At 73.1% G+C, this 16,649-nt stretch carries 15 protein-coding genes; 7 read left to right on the top strand and 8 right to left on the bottom strand.

Annotated features, from left to right (window positions below; genetic code table 11):
• Positions 1–130 precede the first annotated feature (130 nt).
• A complete protein-coding gene (locus IG78_RS0126475) occupies positions 131–976 on the bottom strand; it encodes a protein phosphatase 2C domain-containing protein (RefSeq protein ID WP_030567498.1) in 846 nt (281 codons plus the stop codon).
• Between the two features lie 364 nt (positions 977–1,340).
• Here IG78_RS0126475 and IG78_RS0126470 point away from each other — a divergent pair, with 364 nt between their 5' ends.
• The 5 genes from IG78_RS0126470 to IG78_RS0126450 all read left to right on the top strand — a co-directional run bounded on the left by IG78_RS0126470 (position 1,341) and on the right by IG78_RS0126450 (position 7,429).
• A complete protein-coding gene (locus tag IG78_RS0126470; RefSeq protein WP_404827717.1) occupies positions 1,341–4,505 on the top strand; it encodes a sensor histidine kinase in 3,165 nt (1,054 codons plus the stop codon).
• A gap of 173 nt (positions 4,506–4,678) precedes the next feature.
• The gene (locus tag IG78_RS0126465) at positions 4,679–5,113 is read left to right on the top strand and encodes a roadblock/LC7 domain-containing protein (RefSeq protein ID WP_030567494.1); all 435 of its coding nucleotides are present in this window, start codon (positions 4,679–4,681) and stop codon (positions 5,111–5,113) included.
• Complete coding sequence (locus IG78_RS0126460; protein WP_030567492.1) at positions 5,113–5,526, top strand: DUF742 domain-containing protein; 414 nt, start codon at positions 5,113–5,115, stop codon at positions 5,524–5,526. Before IG78_RS0126465 ends, IG78_RS0126460 begins: the two co-directional genes overlap by 1 nt.
• Positions 5,507–6,139 (top strand): GTP-binding protein, encoded by a 633-nt coding sequence (locus IG78_RS0126455; RefSeq protein WP_030567490.1) that lies wholly within the window; start codon positions 5,507–5,509, stop codon positions 6,137–6,139. The genes IG78_RS0126460 and IG78_RS0126455 overlap by 20 nt, the downstream gene beginning before the upstream one ends.
• A gap of 54 nt (positions 6,140–6,193) precedes the next feature.
• A complete protein-coding gene (locus IG78_RS0126450) occupies positions 6,194–7,429 on the top strand; it encodes a styrene monooxygenase/indole monooxygenase family protein (protein ID WP_030567488.1) in 1,236 nt (411 codons plus the stop codon).
• Between the two features lie 256 nt (positions 7,430–7,685).
• Here IG78_RS0126450 and IG78_RS0126445 read toward each other — a convergent pair whose 3' ends face one another.
• From IG78_RS0126445 to IG78_RS0126430, 4 genes are all read right to left on the bottom strand, one after another.
• Positions 7,686–8,822, bottom strand: a complete 1,137-nt coding sequence (locus IG78_RS0126445) for a C40 family peptidase (protein WP_030567486.1) — start codon at positions 8,820–8,822, stop codon at positions 7,686–7,688.
• 596 nt (positions 8,823–9,418) lie between these two features.
• Positions 9,419–9,733, bottom strand: a complete 315-nt coding sequence (locus IG78_RS0126440; RefSeq protein ID WP_030567484.1) for a hypothetical protein — start codon at positions 9,731–9,733, stop codon at positions 9,419–9,421.
• A gap of 106 nt (positions 9,734–9,839) precedes the next feature.
• Positions 9,840–10,571, bottom strand: a complete 732-nt coding sequence (locus IG78_RS0126435; protein ID WP_030567482.1) for a TetR/AcrR family transcriptional regulator — start codon at positions 10,569–10,571, stop codon at positions 9,840–9,842.
• Between the two features lie 218 nt (positions 10,572–10,789).
• The gene (locus tag IG78_RS0126430) at positions 10,790–11,728 is read right to left on the bottom strand and encodes an AurF N-oxygenase family protein (RefSeq protein WP_030567480.1); all 939 of its coding nucleotides are present in this window, start codon (positions 11,726–11,728) and stop codon (positions 10,790–10,792) included.
• Between the two features lie 200 nt (positions 11,729–11,928).
• Here IG78_RS0126430 and IG78_RS0126425 point away from each other — a divergent pair, with 200 nt between their 5' ends.
• Complete coding sequence (locus IG78_RS0126425) at positions 11,929–13,083, top strand: ferritin-like domain-containing protein (protein ID WP_030567478.1); 1,155 nt, start codon at positions 11,929–11,931, stop codon at positions 13,081–13,083.
• 33 nt (positions 13,084–13,116) lie between these two features.
• On the opposite strand, the gene IG78_RS51635 is transcribed toward IG78_RS0126425, so the two are convergent.
• Positions 13,117–13,281 carry a hypothetical protein gene (locus IG78_RS51635; protein ID WP_225882184.1) on the bottom strand — a complete coding sequence of 55 codons (165 nt, stop codon included), beginning with the start codon at positions 13,279–13,281 and terminating at the stop codon, positions 13,117–13,119.
• Here IG78_RS51635 and IG78_RS52755 point away from each other — a divergent pair.
• Positions 13,204–13,710, top strand: a complete 507-nt coding sequence (locus IG78_RS52755; RefSeq protein ID WP_404827719.1) for a mycothiol transferase — start codon at positions 13,204–13,206, stop codon at positions 13,708–13,710. The two genes, IG78_RS51635 and IG78_RS52755, sit on opposite strands and share 78 nt — an antisense overlap.
• A 46-nt stretch (positions 13,711–13,756) precedes the next feature.
• Here the strand turns inward: IG78_RS52755 and IG78_RS0126415 are convergent, their stop codons facing one another.
• The gene (locus IG78_RS0126415; RefSeq protein ID WP_030567476.1) at positions 13,757–15,214 is read right to left on the bottom strand and encodes a penicillin-binding transpeptidase domain-containing protein; all 1,458 of its coding nucleotides are present in this window, start codon (positions 15,212–15,214) and stop codon (positions 13,757–13,759) included.
• Positions 15,211–16,587, bottom strand: coding sequence for an FtsW/RodA/SpoVE family cell cycle protein (locus IG78_RS0126410; RefSeq protein WP_037685981.1), 1,377 nt, complete (start codon positions 16,585–16,587; stop codon positions 15,211–15,213). Before IG78_RS0126410 ends, IG78_RS0126415 begins: the two co-directional genes overlap by 4 nt.
• Positions 16,588–16,649 lie beyond the last annotated feature (62 nt).

The raw sequence follows: 16,649 nt of genomic DNA, 5'->3' as shown, positions 1-16,649 counted from the left end.
CCCCGGGACCGCGCCCCCCGGGACCGCGCACCCCGGGACCGCGCCCCCCCCCGGGACCGCGCCCCCCGGCGCCGCGCACCCCGGGACCGCGCCCCCCGGCACCGCGCCCCCGCCCACCGCAGCACCCCCCTCACAACTCCGCGAACACCACCGCAGCGTCGTCATGCCGCTTGCCGCGTGGGAACAGGGTGCCGTCCGGGTCGGCGCGCTCCGCCTCCCGTACGCGGTCGACGAGTGCCTGTGGGCCGCTCTTGTGCAGCAGCGCGAGGCACTCCGCCCAGTCGCCCTCGCGGAACGTCTCGACCCAGCGTCCGGCGCCGTCGGTCAGGGCCGCGAACGCGGTGACGGCGGAGCGCGGCCGCTCGCCGGTGACCGCGAGGGCCGCCGACGCGGGATCCGCCGCGGCCGTGAAGAAGCCGCCCTCGGCGTTCCGCAGGGCCTCGACAGCGGCGGCGTACCGGCCACCGGCGGCCTCGCGCTCCGCCGAGCCCCGCGGCAGCGCCCGCACCTCGTCGCGCAGCGCGCCGACCGCCGGCGGAAGCTGGGCGAGCCGCTGGTCCAGGACCGCCTCGACCGTGCCGTCGGGGCCCGCGACGAGCAGCGCCGAGTCCGAGAGGACGAGATGCTCGAACCGCTCCCCGTCCCACCGCGCGAGGACCACCGTTGCCTGCGGGGTACGTGGGTGAGAAAGGTCACAGGTGTCACGGTGGGTGTCCGCGGTGCGCGAGATGGCCGTCGCGAGAATCTCAGACAGCGTCATATCCCGGCGTGAAACGGACAGTTCGCTCAGCGCGCCGCCGAGGCGGGCGGTGAACCAGGGAACGGAATGCAGGCAGCCCACGTCCTCCGGGGGAGGCGTCACACCGTCGAGGAGCACCAGCGATCCGCCCTGCCCGGACGCGGGGAGCGCCACCGATGCGTAGTCCTCGTTGGGGCGGTTCGGGTCGCCGGGCTCGGTGGCCAGTTCGATGCGCATGCCGTCAGTCTGCACGAGGTCCGCACCGGCTTCCGGGACGGAGCGCACGGGCGTGATGAGAGAGACAGCGGCAGGTCAGGAGCCGGTTTTCCATCGGAATGAACCGCTCCGGCGAGAGTGTGGCGGCGCATCTTGCCAAAGCCGCCCACGGACGTCCAACCGGGCCACCGCGGGCTGCCCCCAGGCCACTCAGGGTGACTTGCCCACCAACTCCCTGTCGATGTTCACTCCTTCAGGTGGCCAGGCAGGCGATGCGCGACTGCCGCGCACCGGCACTGGAATCGTCTGCGAAGGTCGGGATCCAGGCCGGGAGCGCTCGCGTTGACGGATCGTCACCCGGGCCCTAGGGCGGACGAAAACAGGAATGCGAGCACCGGTGCAAGAGATGCGGCCTCGGCGCGAAGGCAGGCAGAAGGCCCCGGAAGGGAACCCGCAGGGCGTGACCTCACCCGCGAAGCGGGGGGCCGCCGCCGCGGACCGTACTCCGGAGCACGACGCGGGCACGCCGTCCCCCGGCGCACAACCCCATGGCTCCGGCGCACAGCCCCATGGCCCCGGCGCACCCTCCCCCGACGAGCGCCCCACGCCCCACGCGGAGCCCCCGGCCACACCTCACCACCCCACCCCACCCGCACCCCCCAGAGCCCGCGTCCGCAACCGGCTCCTCATCGCCGTACTCGTCGTCGCCGCCACCGTCGCCGGAGCAGGAGCGCCGGTGGTCGTCAGCGCGTCGAGTCAACTGAACGAGTCGCAGAGCCTGGTGACGCTCTCCGAGCTCACCCAGCAGGCCATCACGCTCAGTCACTCCCTGGCCGACGAGCGCGACGAGGTCACCGCGTACATCGCCGCGGGCCGACCCGAAGGCAAAGGTCTCTCCGAGGACCGCAGCGCCCGCGTGGACCGGCGGACGGAGGAGCTGCGCGAGGCCGCGGCCGACGCGAACACCAACAGCTCCGTCACCGCCGGGCTGCGCCGCGACCTCGCCCGCCTCGCGTCGGTGCGCAGAACCGCCCTCACCGGCAGGACCAGCGCGCTCGACGCCCACAAGGCGTACGGCAGGGCCATCAACGAACTGCACGGCCTCACCCGCGACCTCGCCGAGAAACTCCCGCCGCGCGCGGGCTCGGGAACGTACGCCGTCGCCGACCTCGACCACGCCGTCGACCAGGCCGGTGCCGCGCGCGGTCTGCTCCTCGCCGCGCTCGCCGTGCCCCGCCCCGCGTCGACCGGCAGCACCGTCGACCCCGTCACCGGCCTGCCGGTCTCGTCCGGCTCGGCGGGCGGCGACAGCGAGGAGGACGGCCGCCGCGACCGCCTCAGTGCCGCCGCCCAGCAGGCCCACGTACGGGAGCTCGCCGCACTCGCCGACTTCGACGACTCCGCGCCCGCCAAGGACCGCGACACCTACGAGTCGACCGTCACCGGCAACGGCGTGACCACCGCCGAGCAGTATCTGACCCGCCTCACCGACGAGCCCCGGCTCTCCGCCGCCGACCGGCGCCTGGACCGCGGGAAGCTGGACGCCGCGCTGACCGCGCGCATCGAAGCCATGCGCAGCGCCGAGAACGCGCTCGCCGGTGAGCGCACCAAGAGCCTCGCTGAACTGCGCGACAAGGACGTCACCGCCCTGGAGCTGCGCATCGCGCTCGTCGGCGGACTGCTGCTCCTCGCCGTCGGCGTGTGCATGGGGACGGCCCGCTCGCTGACCCGGCCGCTCGCCGTGCTGCGCCTGGGCTCGGCGCGCGTCGCGGCGGCGCCCGCGACCGAGGAGCCGGTGCGCTTCACCGGCCGCGACGACGAGTTCGCCGCCGTCGTACGGTGCGTCAACTCCCTGCACGGCCACGCCGTCGCCCTGCAGGAACGCCTCACCACCCTGGAGTCCGACCGCAAGCACCTGATCGGGCAGCGGCAGACGATGGCCGACGCGCGGCAGGCCATGGCCGACGAGCGCGACGCGCTGCGCGCCGAACTCGCCGACGCCGCCGTCCACCTGGACCGCGTACGGCGCGGCATCCACGGCACGTTCGTGAACCTCGCGCTGCGCACGCTCGGCCTCGTCGAACGGCAGCTCGCCGTCATCGAGAGCCTGGAGGATCGCGAGCAGGACCCCGACCGCCTCGCCACGCTCTTCAAGCTCGACCACTTCGCCACCGTCACCCGCAGGCACAGCGAGAACCTGCTCGTACTCGCCGGTGCCGAGCACGGCCACCAGCACGCCGGGCCCGTACCGCTCGTCGACGTCGTACGCGCCGCGGTCAGCGAGATCGAGCGGTACGAGCGGGTCCGCATCGCGGTGCTTCCGCCGCACGCCCACATCGCCGGGTTCGCCGCCGACGACATCAGCCACCTGGTCGCCGAACTCCTGGAGAACGCGACCTCCTTCTCACCGCCCGACGCCACCGTCGAAGTCTCCGGCTGGCACCTGGAGAACGGCGAGGTCATGCTCTCCGTACAGGACGAGGGCATCGGCGTCGGCCCCGACCGGCTCGAAGAACTCAACGCGCGGCTCGCGGAGTTCTCCGCCGCCGACGCTTACGACCACGAGAGCGACGAGGGACTCGGGCTCGGCCTCTATGTGGTGGCCCGGCTCGCCGCCCGGCACGGGGCGCGGGTGCGGCTGCGCGAACAGAAGCAGGGGGGCGTGGCCGCGGTCGTCGTGCTGCCCCACGGGGTCCTCGCCGAGCCGCCCGCCGTGGAGGCGCCACGCCCGGACCCCGGCACCGCCGCCGAGGGGCCGCTCGTGCACCTGCCCGGCTCCGAGGCCGAGGCCAACTCCAACGTCCTGCCCTCCCGCGCGGGCGACCGGGACCCCCTGATCGCCGCCGCGGAGACGACACTCGAACTCCTGGCACCGCCCGTCCCGGCCGACCACCCGGACGAGTCGGAGCCGCACGCGCGGCCGGACGACGAGATCCGGCCGGAGCAGGAGGCACGCCCGAAGCCGGCCGCGCAGTCCCCGTCGGAGCCCGACGCCGCACTCCCGGCGGAGGAACTGCCGCGGGACGAGGTACCCGTACGCGAGCCCCCGCTTCCGCGCAGGCCCGCGTCCGTACCGGAGCCGAGGCCCGTACCGGCCGCGGAGCACGACGGGCAGTACGACGGACAGCACGACGGACAGCAAGAGGGGCAGCACGACCGACCCGCGCCGGACGCCGCCCCCCAGGTCCTCACCTCCAAGGGGCTGCCGAAGCGCACCCCGAAGGTCAGCGCGCCCGCCGGGGGAGCCGAGCCCGCGCCACGGGCCGCGGTGGACCCCGAGGAGCTGCGCCGCCGCCTCGGCGGATTCCAGCGGGGGGCGAGCAGCGGCCGCCGCGACGTGGCGGCGGAGCTGGCCGGAGTCGCAGGCACCACAGGAGTCCGCCGCACCGAAGGCCGCCGTGCCGAAGGCGACCGCGCCACCGAAGGCCACCGCGCCGCTGACACCACCGAAAGCGGCCGCACCGAAAGCGGCCGCACCGAAAGCAACCGCACCGAAGGCAATCGTGCCGCAGATGTTCCGGGGGACTCAGTCGAGGAGGCAAGCAGTTGACTGCGCCCATGCGCACGCCCGGTTCTTCCACCAAGCCCACAGCGCCCGACGGGGCGAAGGAGCCCGACGCGGACGAGCGCCCCGCGGACGAGCGCCCCGCGGACGAGCCCCTCGCGAACGAGCCCCTCGCGAACGAGCCCCTCGCGTACGGACTCAGCAGCGAGGCCCGCAATCTGCACTGGCTCCTGACCAACCTGGTCGACGAGGTGCCCGGCATCCTCTCGGTCGCCGTCGTCTCGTCCGACGGCCTCCTGCTGCTCTCCTCCGACCCCGCGCGCAACGCCGAGCGCCGCCCCGCGACGAGCCCGACCGGGCCCAGGGGCTCCAGCGCCGACCTGGCCACCATCGTGTCCGGGCTCGGCAGCCTCACAGTCGGTGCGGCCCGTCTGATGGACGGCGGCAAGGTACGCCAGACCGTCGTCGCCATGGCGGAGGGCAGCCTGTTCGTGATGGCGATCAGCGACGGCTCGCTGCTGGGTGTGCACGCGACGCCCGACTGCGACATGACGGTCGTCGCGTACCACATGGCGCTGTTCGTCGGCCGGGCCGGACACGTCCTGACGCCCGAACTCCGCAGCGAGCTGCGCCAGTCGATGGAGAGCGCCTGATGAGCGCCGCGCCGCAACTGCCGGTGCGCGGCGGCGACCGTAAGCCCGCGCGGGTGCGCCCGTACTCGCTGACCGGCGGCCGCACCCGGTTCGGCCATGTGCTGCTCGTCGAGACGTTCGTCGCCGCCAACCCCGCCATCGAGGCCCCCGAGGAGCGGCGCGAGCTCGCCCAGGGGGACGCGTCGGCGTTCCGGGGGATGCCGGAGATGCGGGCCATCGTCGAGATCTGCCGCCGGATGCGTACGGTCGCCGAGATCTCCGCGCTTCTGAAGATGCCGCTCGGCGTGGTCCGCGTACTCCTCAGCGACCTCGCCGACCAGGGAAAGATCCGCGTGTACGGAACGGGCCACGGCCCCGGGCAGCCGAACCGCGCACTGCTCGAAAGGGTGCTGAGTGGACTCCGCCGTCTCTGACCCCGCCCCGGCCGAACTCCTCGAAGCCGAGGAGGAGTTGCAGCCGTGGCAGACCGACCGCTCCCGCGCGCCGGTCGCCACGAAGATCGTCGTCGCGGGCGGCTTCGGCGTGGGCAAGACGACCCTCGTCACCGCCGTCTCCGAGATCACGCCACTCCAGACGGAGGCGCTGATGACGCAGGCGAGCGCCGGCACCGACGACCTGAGCGCGACCCCGGAGAAGACCACGACCACGGTCGCCATGGACTTCGGCCGCATCACCCTGGACGACGACCTCGTCCTGTACCTGTTCGGCACGCCGGGCCAGCAGCGCTTCTGGTTCATGTGGGACGACCTCGTACGCGGCGCGATCGGCGCCGTCGTGCTCGCCGACACCCGCCGCCTCACCGACTGCTTCCCGGCGCTCGACTACTTCGAGAGCTGCGGGCTGCCCTACGTCGTGGCCGTCAACCACTTCGAGGGCACCGAGAGGTACGAGGCCGAGGACGTGCGCGAGGCGCTGACGGTGCCCGACCGCGTACCCGTCCTGATCATGGACGCGCGGCAGCGGATCCAGGTGATCGAGTCGCTGCTCGCCCTCGTCGGCCACGCGCTGGACGCCACCCCCGAGTAGCACGCACGGACCGCCGCCCCCTCACGGCCGCCCCGAACAGAAGGACCCAGCACCATGCGCAAGATACTCATCGTCGGAGCCGGTCAGTCCGGCCTGCAGATCGCACTCGGCCTCCAGTCCAAGGGGTACGAGGTCACCCTGATGTCCAACCGCACCGCGGACGAGATACGGTCCGGCCGGGTCATGTCGACGCAAGTCATGTTCCACACGGCGCTCCAGCACGAGCGCGACCTGGAGCTGAACTTCTGGGAGTCCCAGGCCCCGGACATCGAGGGCGTGGGCGTCTCCGTCGCGGGCCCCGACTCGGCCCGCGTCATCGACTGGGTCGGCAGGCTCGACGGGCGCGCGCAGTCCGTGGACCAGCGCGTGAAGATGGCCGGCTGGATGGAGACGTTCGCGCGGCGCGGCGGGCAGCTCGTCATCCACGGCGCGGCGGTCTCCGACCTCGACTACTTCTCCCGTACGTACGACCTGGTCCTGGTGGCCGCGGGCAAGGGCGAGCTGGTGTCGATGTTCGCGCGGGACGCGGAGCGCTCGCCGTACGACGCGCCGCAGCGGGCGCTCGCCGTGGCGTACGTCCACGGGCTCGGGCCGCGCCCCGAGCATCCCGAGTTCGACGCCGTGCGGTGCAACCTGGTGCCCGGCGTGGGCGAGCTCTTCGTCATGCCGACGCTCACCACGTCCGGCCGCGCCGACATCCTCTTCTGGGAGGGCGTTCCCGGCGGTCCGCTCGACGTCTTCCAGGGCGTGCAGGACCCCGGCGAGCACCTCGCGCTCACCCTCGGGCTCCTGGAGAAGTTCGTGCCCTGGGAGTACGCCCGGGCCACGAGGGTCGAGCTCACCGACGCCGGGGGCACTCTGTCCGGGCGGTACGCCCCCACCGTGCGCAAGCCCATCGGGCGGCTGCCGTCCGGCGGGCTCGTCCTCGGCGTCGGTGACGTCGTCGTCGCCAACGACCCCGTCACCGGGCAGGGCTCCAACTCCGCAGCCAAGTGCGCGGCCTCCTACCTGGCGTCGATCGTGGCCCACGGGGACCGGCCCTTCGACGAGGAGTGGATGCAGGGGGCCTTCGACCGGTACTGGGACACCGCGCGGCACGTCACGAAGTGGACCAACGCCATGCTGGGGGTGCCGCCCGAGCACGTCCTCGGGCTCCTCGGCGCCGCGGGGGGCATCCAGGCGGTCGCCGACCGGTTCGCCAACGGCTTCAACGATCCGGCCGACTTCGAGAAGTACTTCTACGACGCGGGGCTCACGGAGAAGTACCTGACGGAGGTCGCGGCTGCGTAGCCCCCAGGCCCGCCCCTTTCCCGTAACCAGGGGGCTGCCGCCCCCTGGCCCCCCGCTTGTCGGCGCTTCGCGCCTCGTCCTCAAACGCCGGACGGGCTGAAAGATTCTCGCCGCACCGGAAAAAGATTGCCGCCGCACCGGAGAAAGGTCTTCGCCGCACCGGCGAAACTCCAGCCCGTCCGGCGATTGAGGACGAGGCGCGAAGCGCCGATACGGGGTCTGGGGCGGAACCCCAGGGACAGCGCCCCGGCAGGGCCTACCCCGCCCACCCCCCATCCGCCCCGCGCGTAGCGCCCGCGGGCAGCCGGGGCGGCCGGTACCCGGACACCGAGGCCGCCCGGGGATCGGGCCGCACCGCGCCGAGGACGGGGTTCGAGGCGAGGGGGGAGACCTTGACGCGGGTGCCGGGGCGGGGGGCGTGGACGACCTTGCCGCCGCCGAGGTAGAGGGCGACATGGGTGGCCTTGGGGAAGTAGACGACCAGGTCACCGGGGCGGAGCTTACGCAGGGGAACGCGCGGCAACCGCGCCCACTGCTGCTGACTGGTCCGCGGGATCCCCCGTCCCGCCACCCCCCAGGCCCGCTGGGTGAGGCCGGAGCAGTCGAAGGCCGAAGGCCCCTCCGCCCCCCACGCGTACGGCTTCCCGATCTGCTTGACGGCGTAGCGGAGCGCCCGCGCCCCGCGTGCGGACGGCGCCCGCCCCGCCCCGGCGGGACCGAGCGCCCCTGACGCCACGAGCGTGCGCTGCGCCCGCTCGGCGCCCCGCTCCTCGGCCCGCCGCAGGGCGGCCAGCTCGTCGGCGCTGAGGGCGGCGAGCAGCCCCTCGACCTCGCGCAGCCGCGCGTGCACCTTGTTGCGGGCGGACTTCTGCCGCTGCGTGAGCGACTCCTGCGCGGCCAGGGCCCGCCGGGCCGCGCCCGCCAGGCCGTCGGCCTTCCGCGCGCCCTCGACGAGCCGCGTGACGGTGGCGGCCCGCTCGGCGCCCGCGCGGTGCAGCACGTGCCGCTGGTCGAGGGCGCCCTGCGGGTTGCGGGCGAGCAGCAGGCGGACGTAGGGGGAGAACTCCACGGTGCCGTTCTGGTACTGCTGGCGGGCGAGGCGGCCCGCCGCCGCCCTGCCGTCGTGCGCGGCCGCCCGCGCCCGCGCGAGGCCCCGGTTGAGTTCGGCGACCTCGCGGCGCTTGTCCTTGAGCTGCTCCTCGGCGGCGTTGTACTGCTCGGTGGACTCCTCGGCCTGCCGGTAGAGGCGCTGGAGGTCCGTCAGGAGTTCGGCGACGGGGCGCTGACCGGGACCCGGCACCGCGTGCGCCGGGTACGGGGCCAGGGGCGCGGCCGTGACCAGCGCGGAGAGCGCGGACCCGGTGCACACCCAGCGCAGCAACCTTCCTGACACGACATCACCTCCGGTGCGCGGCGGGCCGTCCGCCGCGCACCGTGAGCATCGGCCCGTCCCGCGGGGTCCGCCCGCCGGCGGTCGGCGGTCGGCGCAATGAGGTCACTCGTCCAGGAAACCCCGGCGCGCCGCCTTGCGACCACCCCCACCGAACCACTCCCGCCGGACCGCCCCTCACCGGACCGCGAGCCGCAGAACCGACCCCACCGGACCAGCCCCCACCGGACCGTCAGCCGCAGAACCGACCCCACCGGACCAAGCCCCCACTGGACCAGCCCGCACCGGACCGCCAGCCGCAGAACCGACTCCACCGGACCAAGCCCCCACCGGGCCGGCCCCCACCGGACCGCCAGCCGCAGAACCGACCTCACCGGACCAGCCCCTAACTGGACCGCGAGCCGTAGAACCGCCCCCACTGGACCAGCCCCCACCGGACCGCCAGCCGCAGAACCGACCGGAGGGGCCGTGGTGGTATGTCCGAGCGCAGCGCCCTTCACCCCAGCGGACGGCAAGGACCGACGTCCGGCACCAGATCCGCGAGCACGGACATACCACCGCGGCCCCGCCCCACAACCGACCTCGGCGCCCGCACCAGGCTAGGAGCCCGGATACCGTCCGGACCCCGACTTCGACCACGGCCACTTCAGGTCACGGAGGCCACCCCCGCCCCCGCGGCCCCCGCCCCCGCGGCCCTCGGCGTCGTACTCGTACCGCCAGTTGGGGTGCAGCCCGAAGCGCCGGGCGGGACCGGCGGGCACCCGCCGGTACACGAGGACCGTGGGGTCGCCGCCCGCGTCGTCAGGGACGGGCACGCGGTAGACCTTCGGCGGGTGCCCGGTCGGGCCGAGCAGGACCGGGAGCACGCGGCCGTCGAGGGGCCCGCCCACGAAGGGGGTGTCTTCACTCTTCACGGCACCAGTGTCACCCGCCCCCACCGCAGCATCCCGTCACCGCCCCGCCCCGCGGCATCACCGCCCCGCGCCGCCCCGCGGGATCACCGCCCCGCCCCGCGGCCCCTCACAGCAGGTGCGCGGCCTCCGCCACCACAGGAAGCACCCGACGGACCAGCTCCCCCACGGCCCCCTCCGCGCTCTCCATGGACAGGGCGCGGACGGCCACGGCGGCGGTCTGCGGGTCGCGTCCCGCGGTGGCGGCGATCTGGGCGACGAACTGTTCGACCAGCCAGTCCCGCAGCTCGTCGAGGGGCGGCTGCTTGTCCTCGTCGAGCCAGATCAGGGAGGCTGCCTCGACGGCCGTGATCCACATCCGGACGGTCATCCGCAGCCGCGGCCCCGGCGGCTCGGGCAGCTCCATGTGGGCGAGGATGTGCTCGGCGGCGGCCCGGCGCACCCCGTCGACGATCGCGGTCGTGCGCGAGGTCTCCACGACGCTGCCGCCGTGCAGCAGCGCGCTGAACCCGGCGTCGTGCTGGTCGACGAACGCGAGGTAGCGGTCGAGGGCACGGCCGAGGCGCCGGGTCAGCGGGCCGTCCTGCGGTTCGGCGAAGCACTGCTCCAGCTCGTCGGCGGCCGTGCGCAGCGCCGCTTCGTACAACTGCTGCTTGCCGCCCGGGAAGTAGCGGTACACCAGTGGCCGCGACACCCCGGCCGCCTCCGCGACGTCGTCGAGCGAGACCTCCTCGGGCGCACGGTGCGCGAAGAGATTCAGGGCGGCGTCGAGGAGCTGGCTGCGCCGCTCCTCGACGCTGAGGCGCCGGTACGCGCGGGTGGGGCCGACGGCTTGGGTCATGTCCCGCAGCGTAACCGTGATTTCGTACGGAGAACCGGTCGCGAGGACGGCCTCCGGAGACGGAGAACCGGTCGCGGCGGCGGCCTCCGGAGACGGAGAACCAGTCGCGGCGGCGGCCTCCGGAGACGGAGAACCAGTCGCGGGGGCGGCCTCCGGAGACGGAGAGCCGTTCGCGGCGGCGGCCTCCGGAGACGCAGGTGCGCCGAGGGCCCGGCCGCTCAGGCGAGCAGGCCCGAGGACTTCCACAGCCGTCGCCCCACCCCGCGCATCACGCCGATGTCGTCCAGGAAGTCCGTCAGACGCTTGGCGCCGGACTGCATCACCTCGCGCCGGTGGCCGCTCGCCTTGACCTGGGCCAGGGCCTCGCGCCGGTCGAGGCCGACGTCCGTGTAGACCTTGGGGTTGACGAAGGCGAGGGAGAAGACGCGGGCCGCCTCACCGCTGCTGACGCGGGTCAGCTCCCGCTCCCAGCGCGGTGCGGTCACCATCTGCCGCCGCAACTCCTCACGGGCGTAACGGACATGGCGGGCCTCCTCCACGACGTGGATGCGGGTGACACCGCGGACGAGGGTCTGCACCCGCTCGTCCGGGAACGTCAGGCGCTGCATCCAGTCGAGGATCTCCTCACCGAGCAGGGTGCAGGCGAAGGAGCCGGGGGTGGTGGAGACGGTCTTGAGCACGCGGGCCAGGTTGTGGTTCAGCCTGGTGACGGGGTACGTCGGCGCCCCGCCCTTCTGGATCATGCGGGCGAACATCATCGAGTGGCGGCACTCGTCGGCTATCTCCGTGAGGGCGTACCGCACATGCGCGCTGGTCACGGACTTGTCGTAGATGTGCCGTACAAGCAGTTGCATCAGGATGATCTCGAACCATATGCCCAGCGAGGCCAGTGAGGCCGCCTCGTGCCGGGCGAGGTCCATGCGCTGTTCCTCGGACATCCGCCTCCACAGCGGGGTGTCGTAGAGCGAGACGAGCTCCGGCGGCCAGAACCACTTGCCGTCCTCGACGGGGGCGTCCCAGTCGAGCTCCTTGTCGGGGTCGAAGGAGTGCCTGGCGGACGACTCGAGCAGGCGCTGGGCCACCTGCTCGCGGTCCTTGAGCAGGCCGAGCGCGTCCCGCAGACCCGCAAGTTCGCTGTCTTCGGCCACGGTCGTCATGAGATCTCCTGCTCTCGTGTGCTCTCTCAAGCGGGTTACCGGGGGTCACGTCTTATGAGACTGCTTGTCAGCAAGGCCGTCAATCCCTTGTGCGCGACTTGTTGACCCGGCATCCATCACCGTGTGAGCCTGCGAAGGAGCAACCCCTGTGGGACGGTTGCGCGGCAGCGGGGGCCGCCGAGACTCGCGAGGAGTCGCCAGTGTCTACGCGCGATCTGTACGTCAAGGCCGGTCACGACCAGGGCGTCCCCGGCCGGGACCCCCTCGCCTGGGAGGTGCCCGCGACGGGCGCCGCCCGCTTCAGTTGGGAGTACGACCAAGGCCGCGAACGCCTCCTCAAGCTCTACCAGAAGGGCAAGGACAAGCAGTGGGACGGCGCCACGCGCATCGACTGGGGCCTGGAGGTGGACCCCCTCGACCCGCTCGGCACCCCCGACGAGGCCATGTCGATCCACGGCACCCGTTACTGGGACCTGATGTCCGCGGCCGAGCGCGGTGAGCTGCGCAAGCACTACGCCTCCTGGCAGTTCAGCCAATTCCTGCACGGCGAGCAGGGCGCGATGGTGTGCGCCGCGCGCATCGTGGAGTCCGTGCCTGACCTGGACGCGAAGCTCTACTCCGCCACCCAGACCATGGACGAGGCCCGGCACGCGGAGATCTACGGCCGCTTCCTGCACGAGAAGATCGGCATGCTCTACCCGGTCAACGACAACCTCCAGGCGCTGCTCGGCGACACCTTGCGCGACTCCCGCTGGGACATGCCCTATCTGGGCATGCAGGTCCTCATCGAAGGTCTCGCCCTCGCCGCCTTCGGCATGATCCGCGACACCACCGACAAGCCGCTGCCCCAGCAGATCCTCGCGTACGTCATGCAGGACGAGGCCCGGCACGTGGCCTTCGGGCGGATGGCGCTGCGGGACTACTACAAGCAGCTCAGCGACGCCGAACTGCGCGAGCGCGAGGAGTTCGTCATCGAGGGCTGCTACCTGATGCGCGACCGGCTGCGCGGCGTGGAGGTCCTGGAGAACTTCGGCATCCCCCAACGGGACGCCGAGGAGTGCAGCGAACGCTCCGAGTACCTCCAGCTCTTCCGGCAGCTCCTCTTCAGCCGCATCGTGCCCTGCGTCAAGGACATCGGCCTGTGGGGCAAGCGGCTCCAGCAGGCGTACGTCGACATGGGTGTGTTCGAGATGGGTGACTCCAACCTCGACCGGCTGATGGCACAGGACGAGGAGATCGCGGAGAAGCTGGACGCGGAACGCTTCGCCGCGGAGGAGCGCGATCGGGTCGCGGAGGTCTCCGCGACCATCGCGTCGGGCGCGGCAGACGGCGCGGGGAGCGCGGGGAGCGCGTGAGCTCAGGGAGCGTCAACTAGGTCAAGATGTGGCCTAGTTGCGTTCTACCGTGGCCGTATGACCGAAACCCAGGAACTGCTCACCGCCCTGCGCGAGCAGCGCGACACCCTCCGCATCACCCTGCGCGGCCTGACCGACGATCAGCTCGCCGCCCGCGCCACGGTCAGCGAACTGACGCTCGGCGGCATCGTCAACCACCTCACGCGGGGCGAGCGCTCCTGGACACACGTCCTGAGCAGCGGCACCGGCGGGACACCGCCCGGCATGTTCGACATGGAGCAGTACGAGTCGCCGCCCGGCGTGAGCGCGACCGCTCTCCTCGCCGCGTACGAGGAGGCCGCGCGCCACCGACGAGGCCGTGGAGCGCGTCGGGCTCGACCGCGTCGTGCCGCTGCCCGAGGCACCCTGGGAACCCGGCGTCGTCCCGCGCTGGCCGGTGCGGCGGATCGTGCTGCGCCTGCTGCGCGAGACGGCACAGCACGCCGGGCACGCCGACATCGTCAGGGAGGCGATCGACGGGGCGAACACCACGGCGCAGCTCGGGGACTAGCAGGCATGGCGACCAGTCAGGGGCGGCGTTCAGCGGGCGCGGCGTCCAGCGGGAGCGGCGACCAGCGGGCACGATGACCAGCGGGCGCGGCGGCCAGGCCCGGCGGCACGGGCCGTCCGGCGGCTAGGAGGCGAGCGTCGCCTCCATCACCGCCTTGGCGATCGGGGCCGCGCTGCCGCCGCCGCTGATGTCCGCGCGGTCGGCGGCGGCGTCCTCGACGACGACCGCTACGGCCACGGAGGGTTCGGCGGCCGCTGGTTTCCTGGCCCAGGCGATGAACCAGGCGTAGGGGGTTCCGGCGTTGCCCACGCCGTGCTGGGCCGTGCCCGTCTTGCCGCCGACGGTCACGCCGTCGATGGCCGCGTTCGTGCCGGTGCCCTCCTCCACGACATCCGTCATCAGCTCGCGCAACTGTGCCGCCGTACGCGGGTTCATCGCCTGCCGGAGCGTCTTCGTGTGAGTCGTGGCGACGGTGTCGCCGTCGTCGGTCGTCGTCCGGTCCACCAGGTGGGGGGCCTTGACCGAGCCGCCGCCCGCCACGGCCGCCGCGACCATCGCCATCTGCAGCGGGGTGGCCCGCGTGTCGAACTGGCCGATGGCGGACAGGGCGAGCTGGGCGTCGTCCGTGGCGGTGTCGAAGGTGCTGCGGGCCGCAGGGGACGGCACCCGCGGCCCCGGCCTGTCGAAGCCGAACCCCTTCGCGGTGCCCGCAAGGGCGTCCTGGCCCGTGTCCACGCCGAGCTTGGCGAAGACGGTGTTGCAGGACCACTGGAAGGCGTACCGGAGGCTGGCGTCCGCGCACCCCTCGACCTCGTTGGCGAGGCTGGTGGAGGTGCCGGGCAGGGTGTACGGATCGGGGGACCGGGTGGCGGCGTCGAGGTCGGAGATCCGGCCCGCGTCGAGCGCGGCGGCCGCCGTCACCACCTTGAACGTCGACCCCGGCGGATAGGTCCGGCCGAGCGCGCGGTTGAGCATCGGCTTGTCGGGGTCGGCGTTCAGCGCGGCCCACGCGCCGGTCACCGCGCTGCCGGTGCCCGCGAGGCGCTCGGGGTCGTAACTGGGCGTGGAGACGAGGGCGAGCACCGCGCCGGTGGCCGGGTCCAGGGCGGCCACGGCCCCCTTCCTGCCGCCGAGCCCCGCGAACGCCGCCTGCTGCGCGGCTGGTTCGATGGTCGTGACGACCTTGCCGCCGGGGCTGCGGGTGCGGGCCAGGTCGTTCCACAGGGGCAGCGGGGCGAGCATGGGGTCGGTGCCCGCGAGCAGGTCGTCCTCGGCGTGCTCAAGGAACGTGGTGCCGTACACCTGCGAGGCGAAGCCGGTCACCGGCGCGTACAACGGCCCGTTCGTGTACGTGCGTTCGTGGCGGAGCTGCTCGCCGGTGTCCCGGGAGCCGGTGACGGCCCTGCCGCCGACCAGGATGTCGCCGCGCGCCTGGTCGTAGCGGGCGATGTCCTCGCGGCGGTTGGCGGGATTGCTGTCGTACGTCCCGGAGTCGACGACCTGGATGCGGGTGGCGTTGACGAGCAGCGCCACCAGGAGCAGGGCGCAGAGCGCGGCGGCCCGCCGGATGTACTTGGTCACCTGCGGCCGTCCTCCTGGTCGCCGGGGCCGTGCGGGGGCTGGGCGCGTGCCGAGTCGCTGACCCGGATGAGCAGCGCCACGATGATCCAGTTGGTGACCACGGACGACCCGCCCTGCGCCAGGAACGGCATGGCCATGCCCGTCAGCGGAATGAGGCCCGTCACGCCGCCCGCGATCACGAACACCTGGAGCGCCACGATCGACGCGAGACCGATCGCGAGCAGCCGCCCGAACGGGTCACGCAGCGCAAGGCCGGCCCGGTAGCCGCGCTCCACGAGCAGGGCGTACAGGAGGAAGATCGCCGAGAGTCCGGTGAGGCCGAGCTCCTCGCCCGCGGTGGCCAGGATGAAGTCCGACTTGGCGGCGAAGCCGATGAGGACGGAGTGCCCGAGGCCGAGCCCGGTGCCGAGCACGCCGCCCGCCGCGAACGCGAACAGCGACTGGGCGAGCTGGTTCGGGCCCTGCCCGGCCTCGATGGACGCGAAGGGGTGCAGCCAGTCCTGGACCCTGCTGTGCACATGCGGTTCGAGCGAGCCCACGGCGAACGCGCCCACCGCCGCGAGCAGCAGGCCGACGGCGATCCACCCGGTGCGCCCGGTGGCGACGTACAGCAGGATCACGAAGAGTCCGAAGAACAGCAGCGAGGTGCCGAGGTCGCGCTCCAGGACCAGCACGCCGACGCTGAGCAGCCAGATCGCCACGATCGGGCCGAGCACCCGTCCGGTGGGCAGTTGCAGTCGGGTGAACCGCCGGACGGTGCGGCCGGAGTACGCGAGCGCGGTGCGGTTGGCCGCGAGATAGCCGGCGAAGAAGACCGCGAGCAGGATCTTGGCGAACTCGCCGGGCTGGAAGGAGAATCCGCCGACCCGGATCCAGATGCGGGCGCCGTTCACCGCGGGGAAGAAGATCGGCACGATCATGAGGACGAGCGCCGTGACCACCGACAGATAGGCGTAGCGGCGCAGCACGCGGTGGTCGCGGAGCAGCAGCACGACGGCGATGAACAGCGCGACGCCCACCGTCGACCAGATCAACTGGGCGGGGGCCGCGCGGTCGCCGGGCGTCTCCAGGTCGAGGCGGTAGATCAGGACCAGGCCGAGTCCGTTGAGCAGCACGGCGATGGGGAGCAGCAGCGGGTCGGCGTACGGGGCGCGCAGCCGGACCGCCCCGTGGGCGAGCAGGGCGAGCACCCCGAGCCCGGCGCCGTAACCGGCGGCGCCGGGCGGGACGGAGCCGCTGCGGGCCAGACCCACCTCGCAGTAGCCGTACACGGACAGGAGTACGGCCACGACGATCAGCGCGAGTTCGGTGCCACGGCGCCGCGGGACACGGACAGCGGGGACGGGGGTGGACTCCGCTGCTGTTCCGGTCATGCCGGGAACGTAGCAAGCGGTGGGTCCGATGTCCGGTTATGTCGCCGGTGTCCTGGTGGGGC

Source organism: Streptomyces aureocirculatus, from assembly GCF_000720475.1.
Taxonomy (GTDB): Bacteria; Actinomycetota; Actinomycetes; order Streptomycetales; family Streptomycetaceae; genus Streptomyces; species Streptomyces aureocirculatus.
This window is presented reverse-complemented; position numbering and strand designations above follow the sequence as displayed.

Excerpts from the sequence above, each read along its gene's own strand:
- IG78_RS0126475 (WP_030567498.1), bottom strand. The coding sequence starts at position 976 with ATGCGCATCGAACTGGCCACCGAGCCCGGCGACCCGAACCGCCCCAAC.
- IG78_RS0126470 (WP_404827717.1), top strand. The coding sequence starts at position 1,341 with ATGCGAGCACCGGTGCAAGAGATGCGGCCTCGGCGCGAAGGCAGGCAG.
- IG78_RS0126460 (WP_030567492.1), top strand. The coding sequence starts at position 5,113 with ATGAGCGCCGCGCCGCAACTGCCGGTGCGCGGCGGCGACCGTAAGCCC.
- IG78_RS0126450 (WP_030567488.1), top strand. The coding sequence starts at position 6,194 with ATGCGCAAGATACTCATCGTCGGAGCCGGTCAGTCCGGCCTGCAGATC.
- IG78_RS0126435 (WP_030567482.1), bottom strand. The coding sequence starts at position 10,571 with ATGACCCAAGCCGTCGGCCCCACCCGCGCGTACCGGCGCCTCAGCGTC.
- IG78_RS0126430 (WP_030567480.1), bottom strand. The coding sequence starts at position 11,728 with ATGACGACCGTGGCCGAAGACAGCGAACTTGCGGGTCTGCGGGACGCG.
- IG78_RS0126410 (WP_037685981.1), bottom strand. The coding sequence starts at position 16,587 with ATGACCGGAACAGCAGCGGAGTCCACCCCCGTCCCCGCTGTCCGTGTC.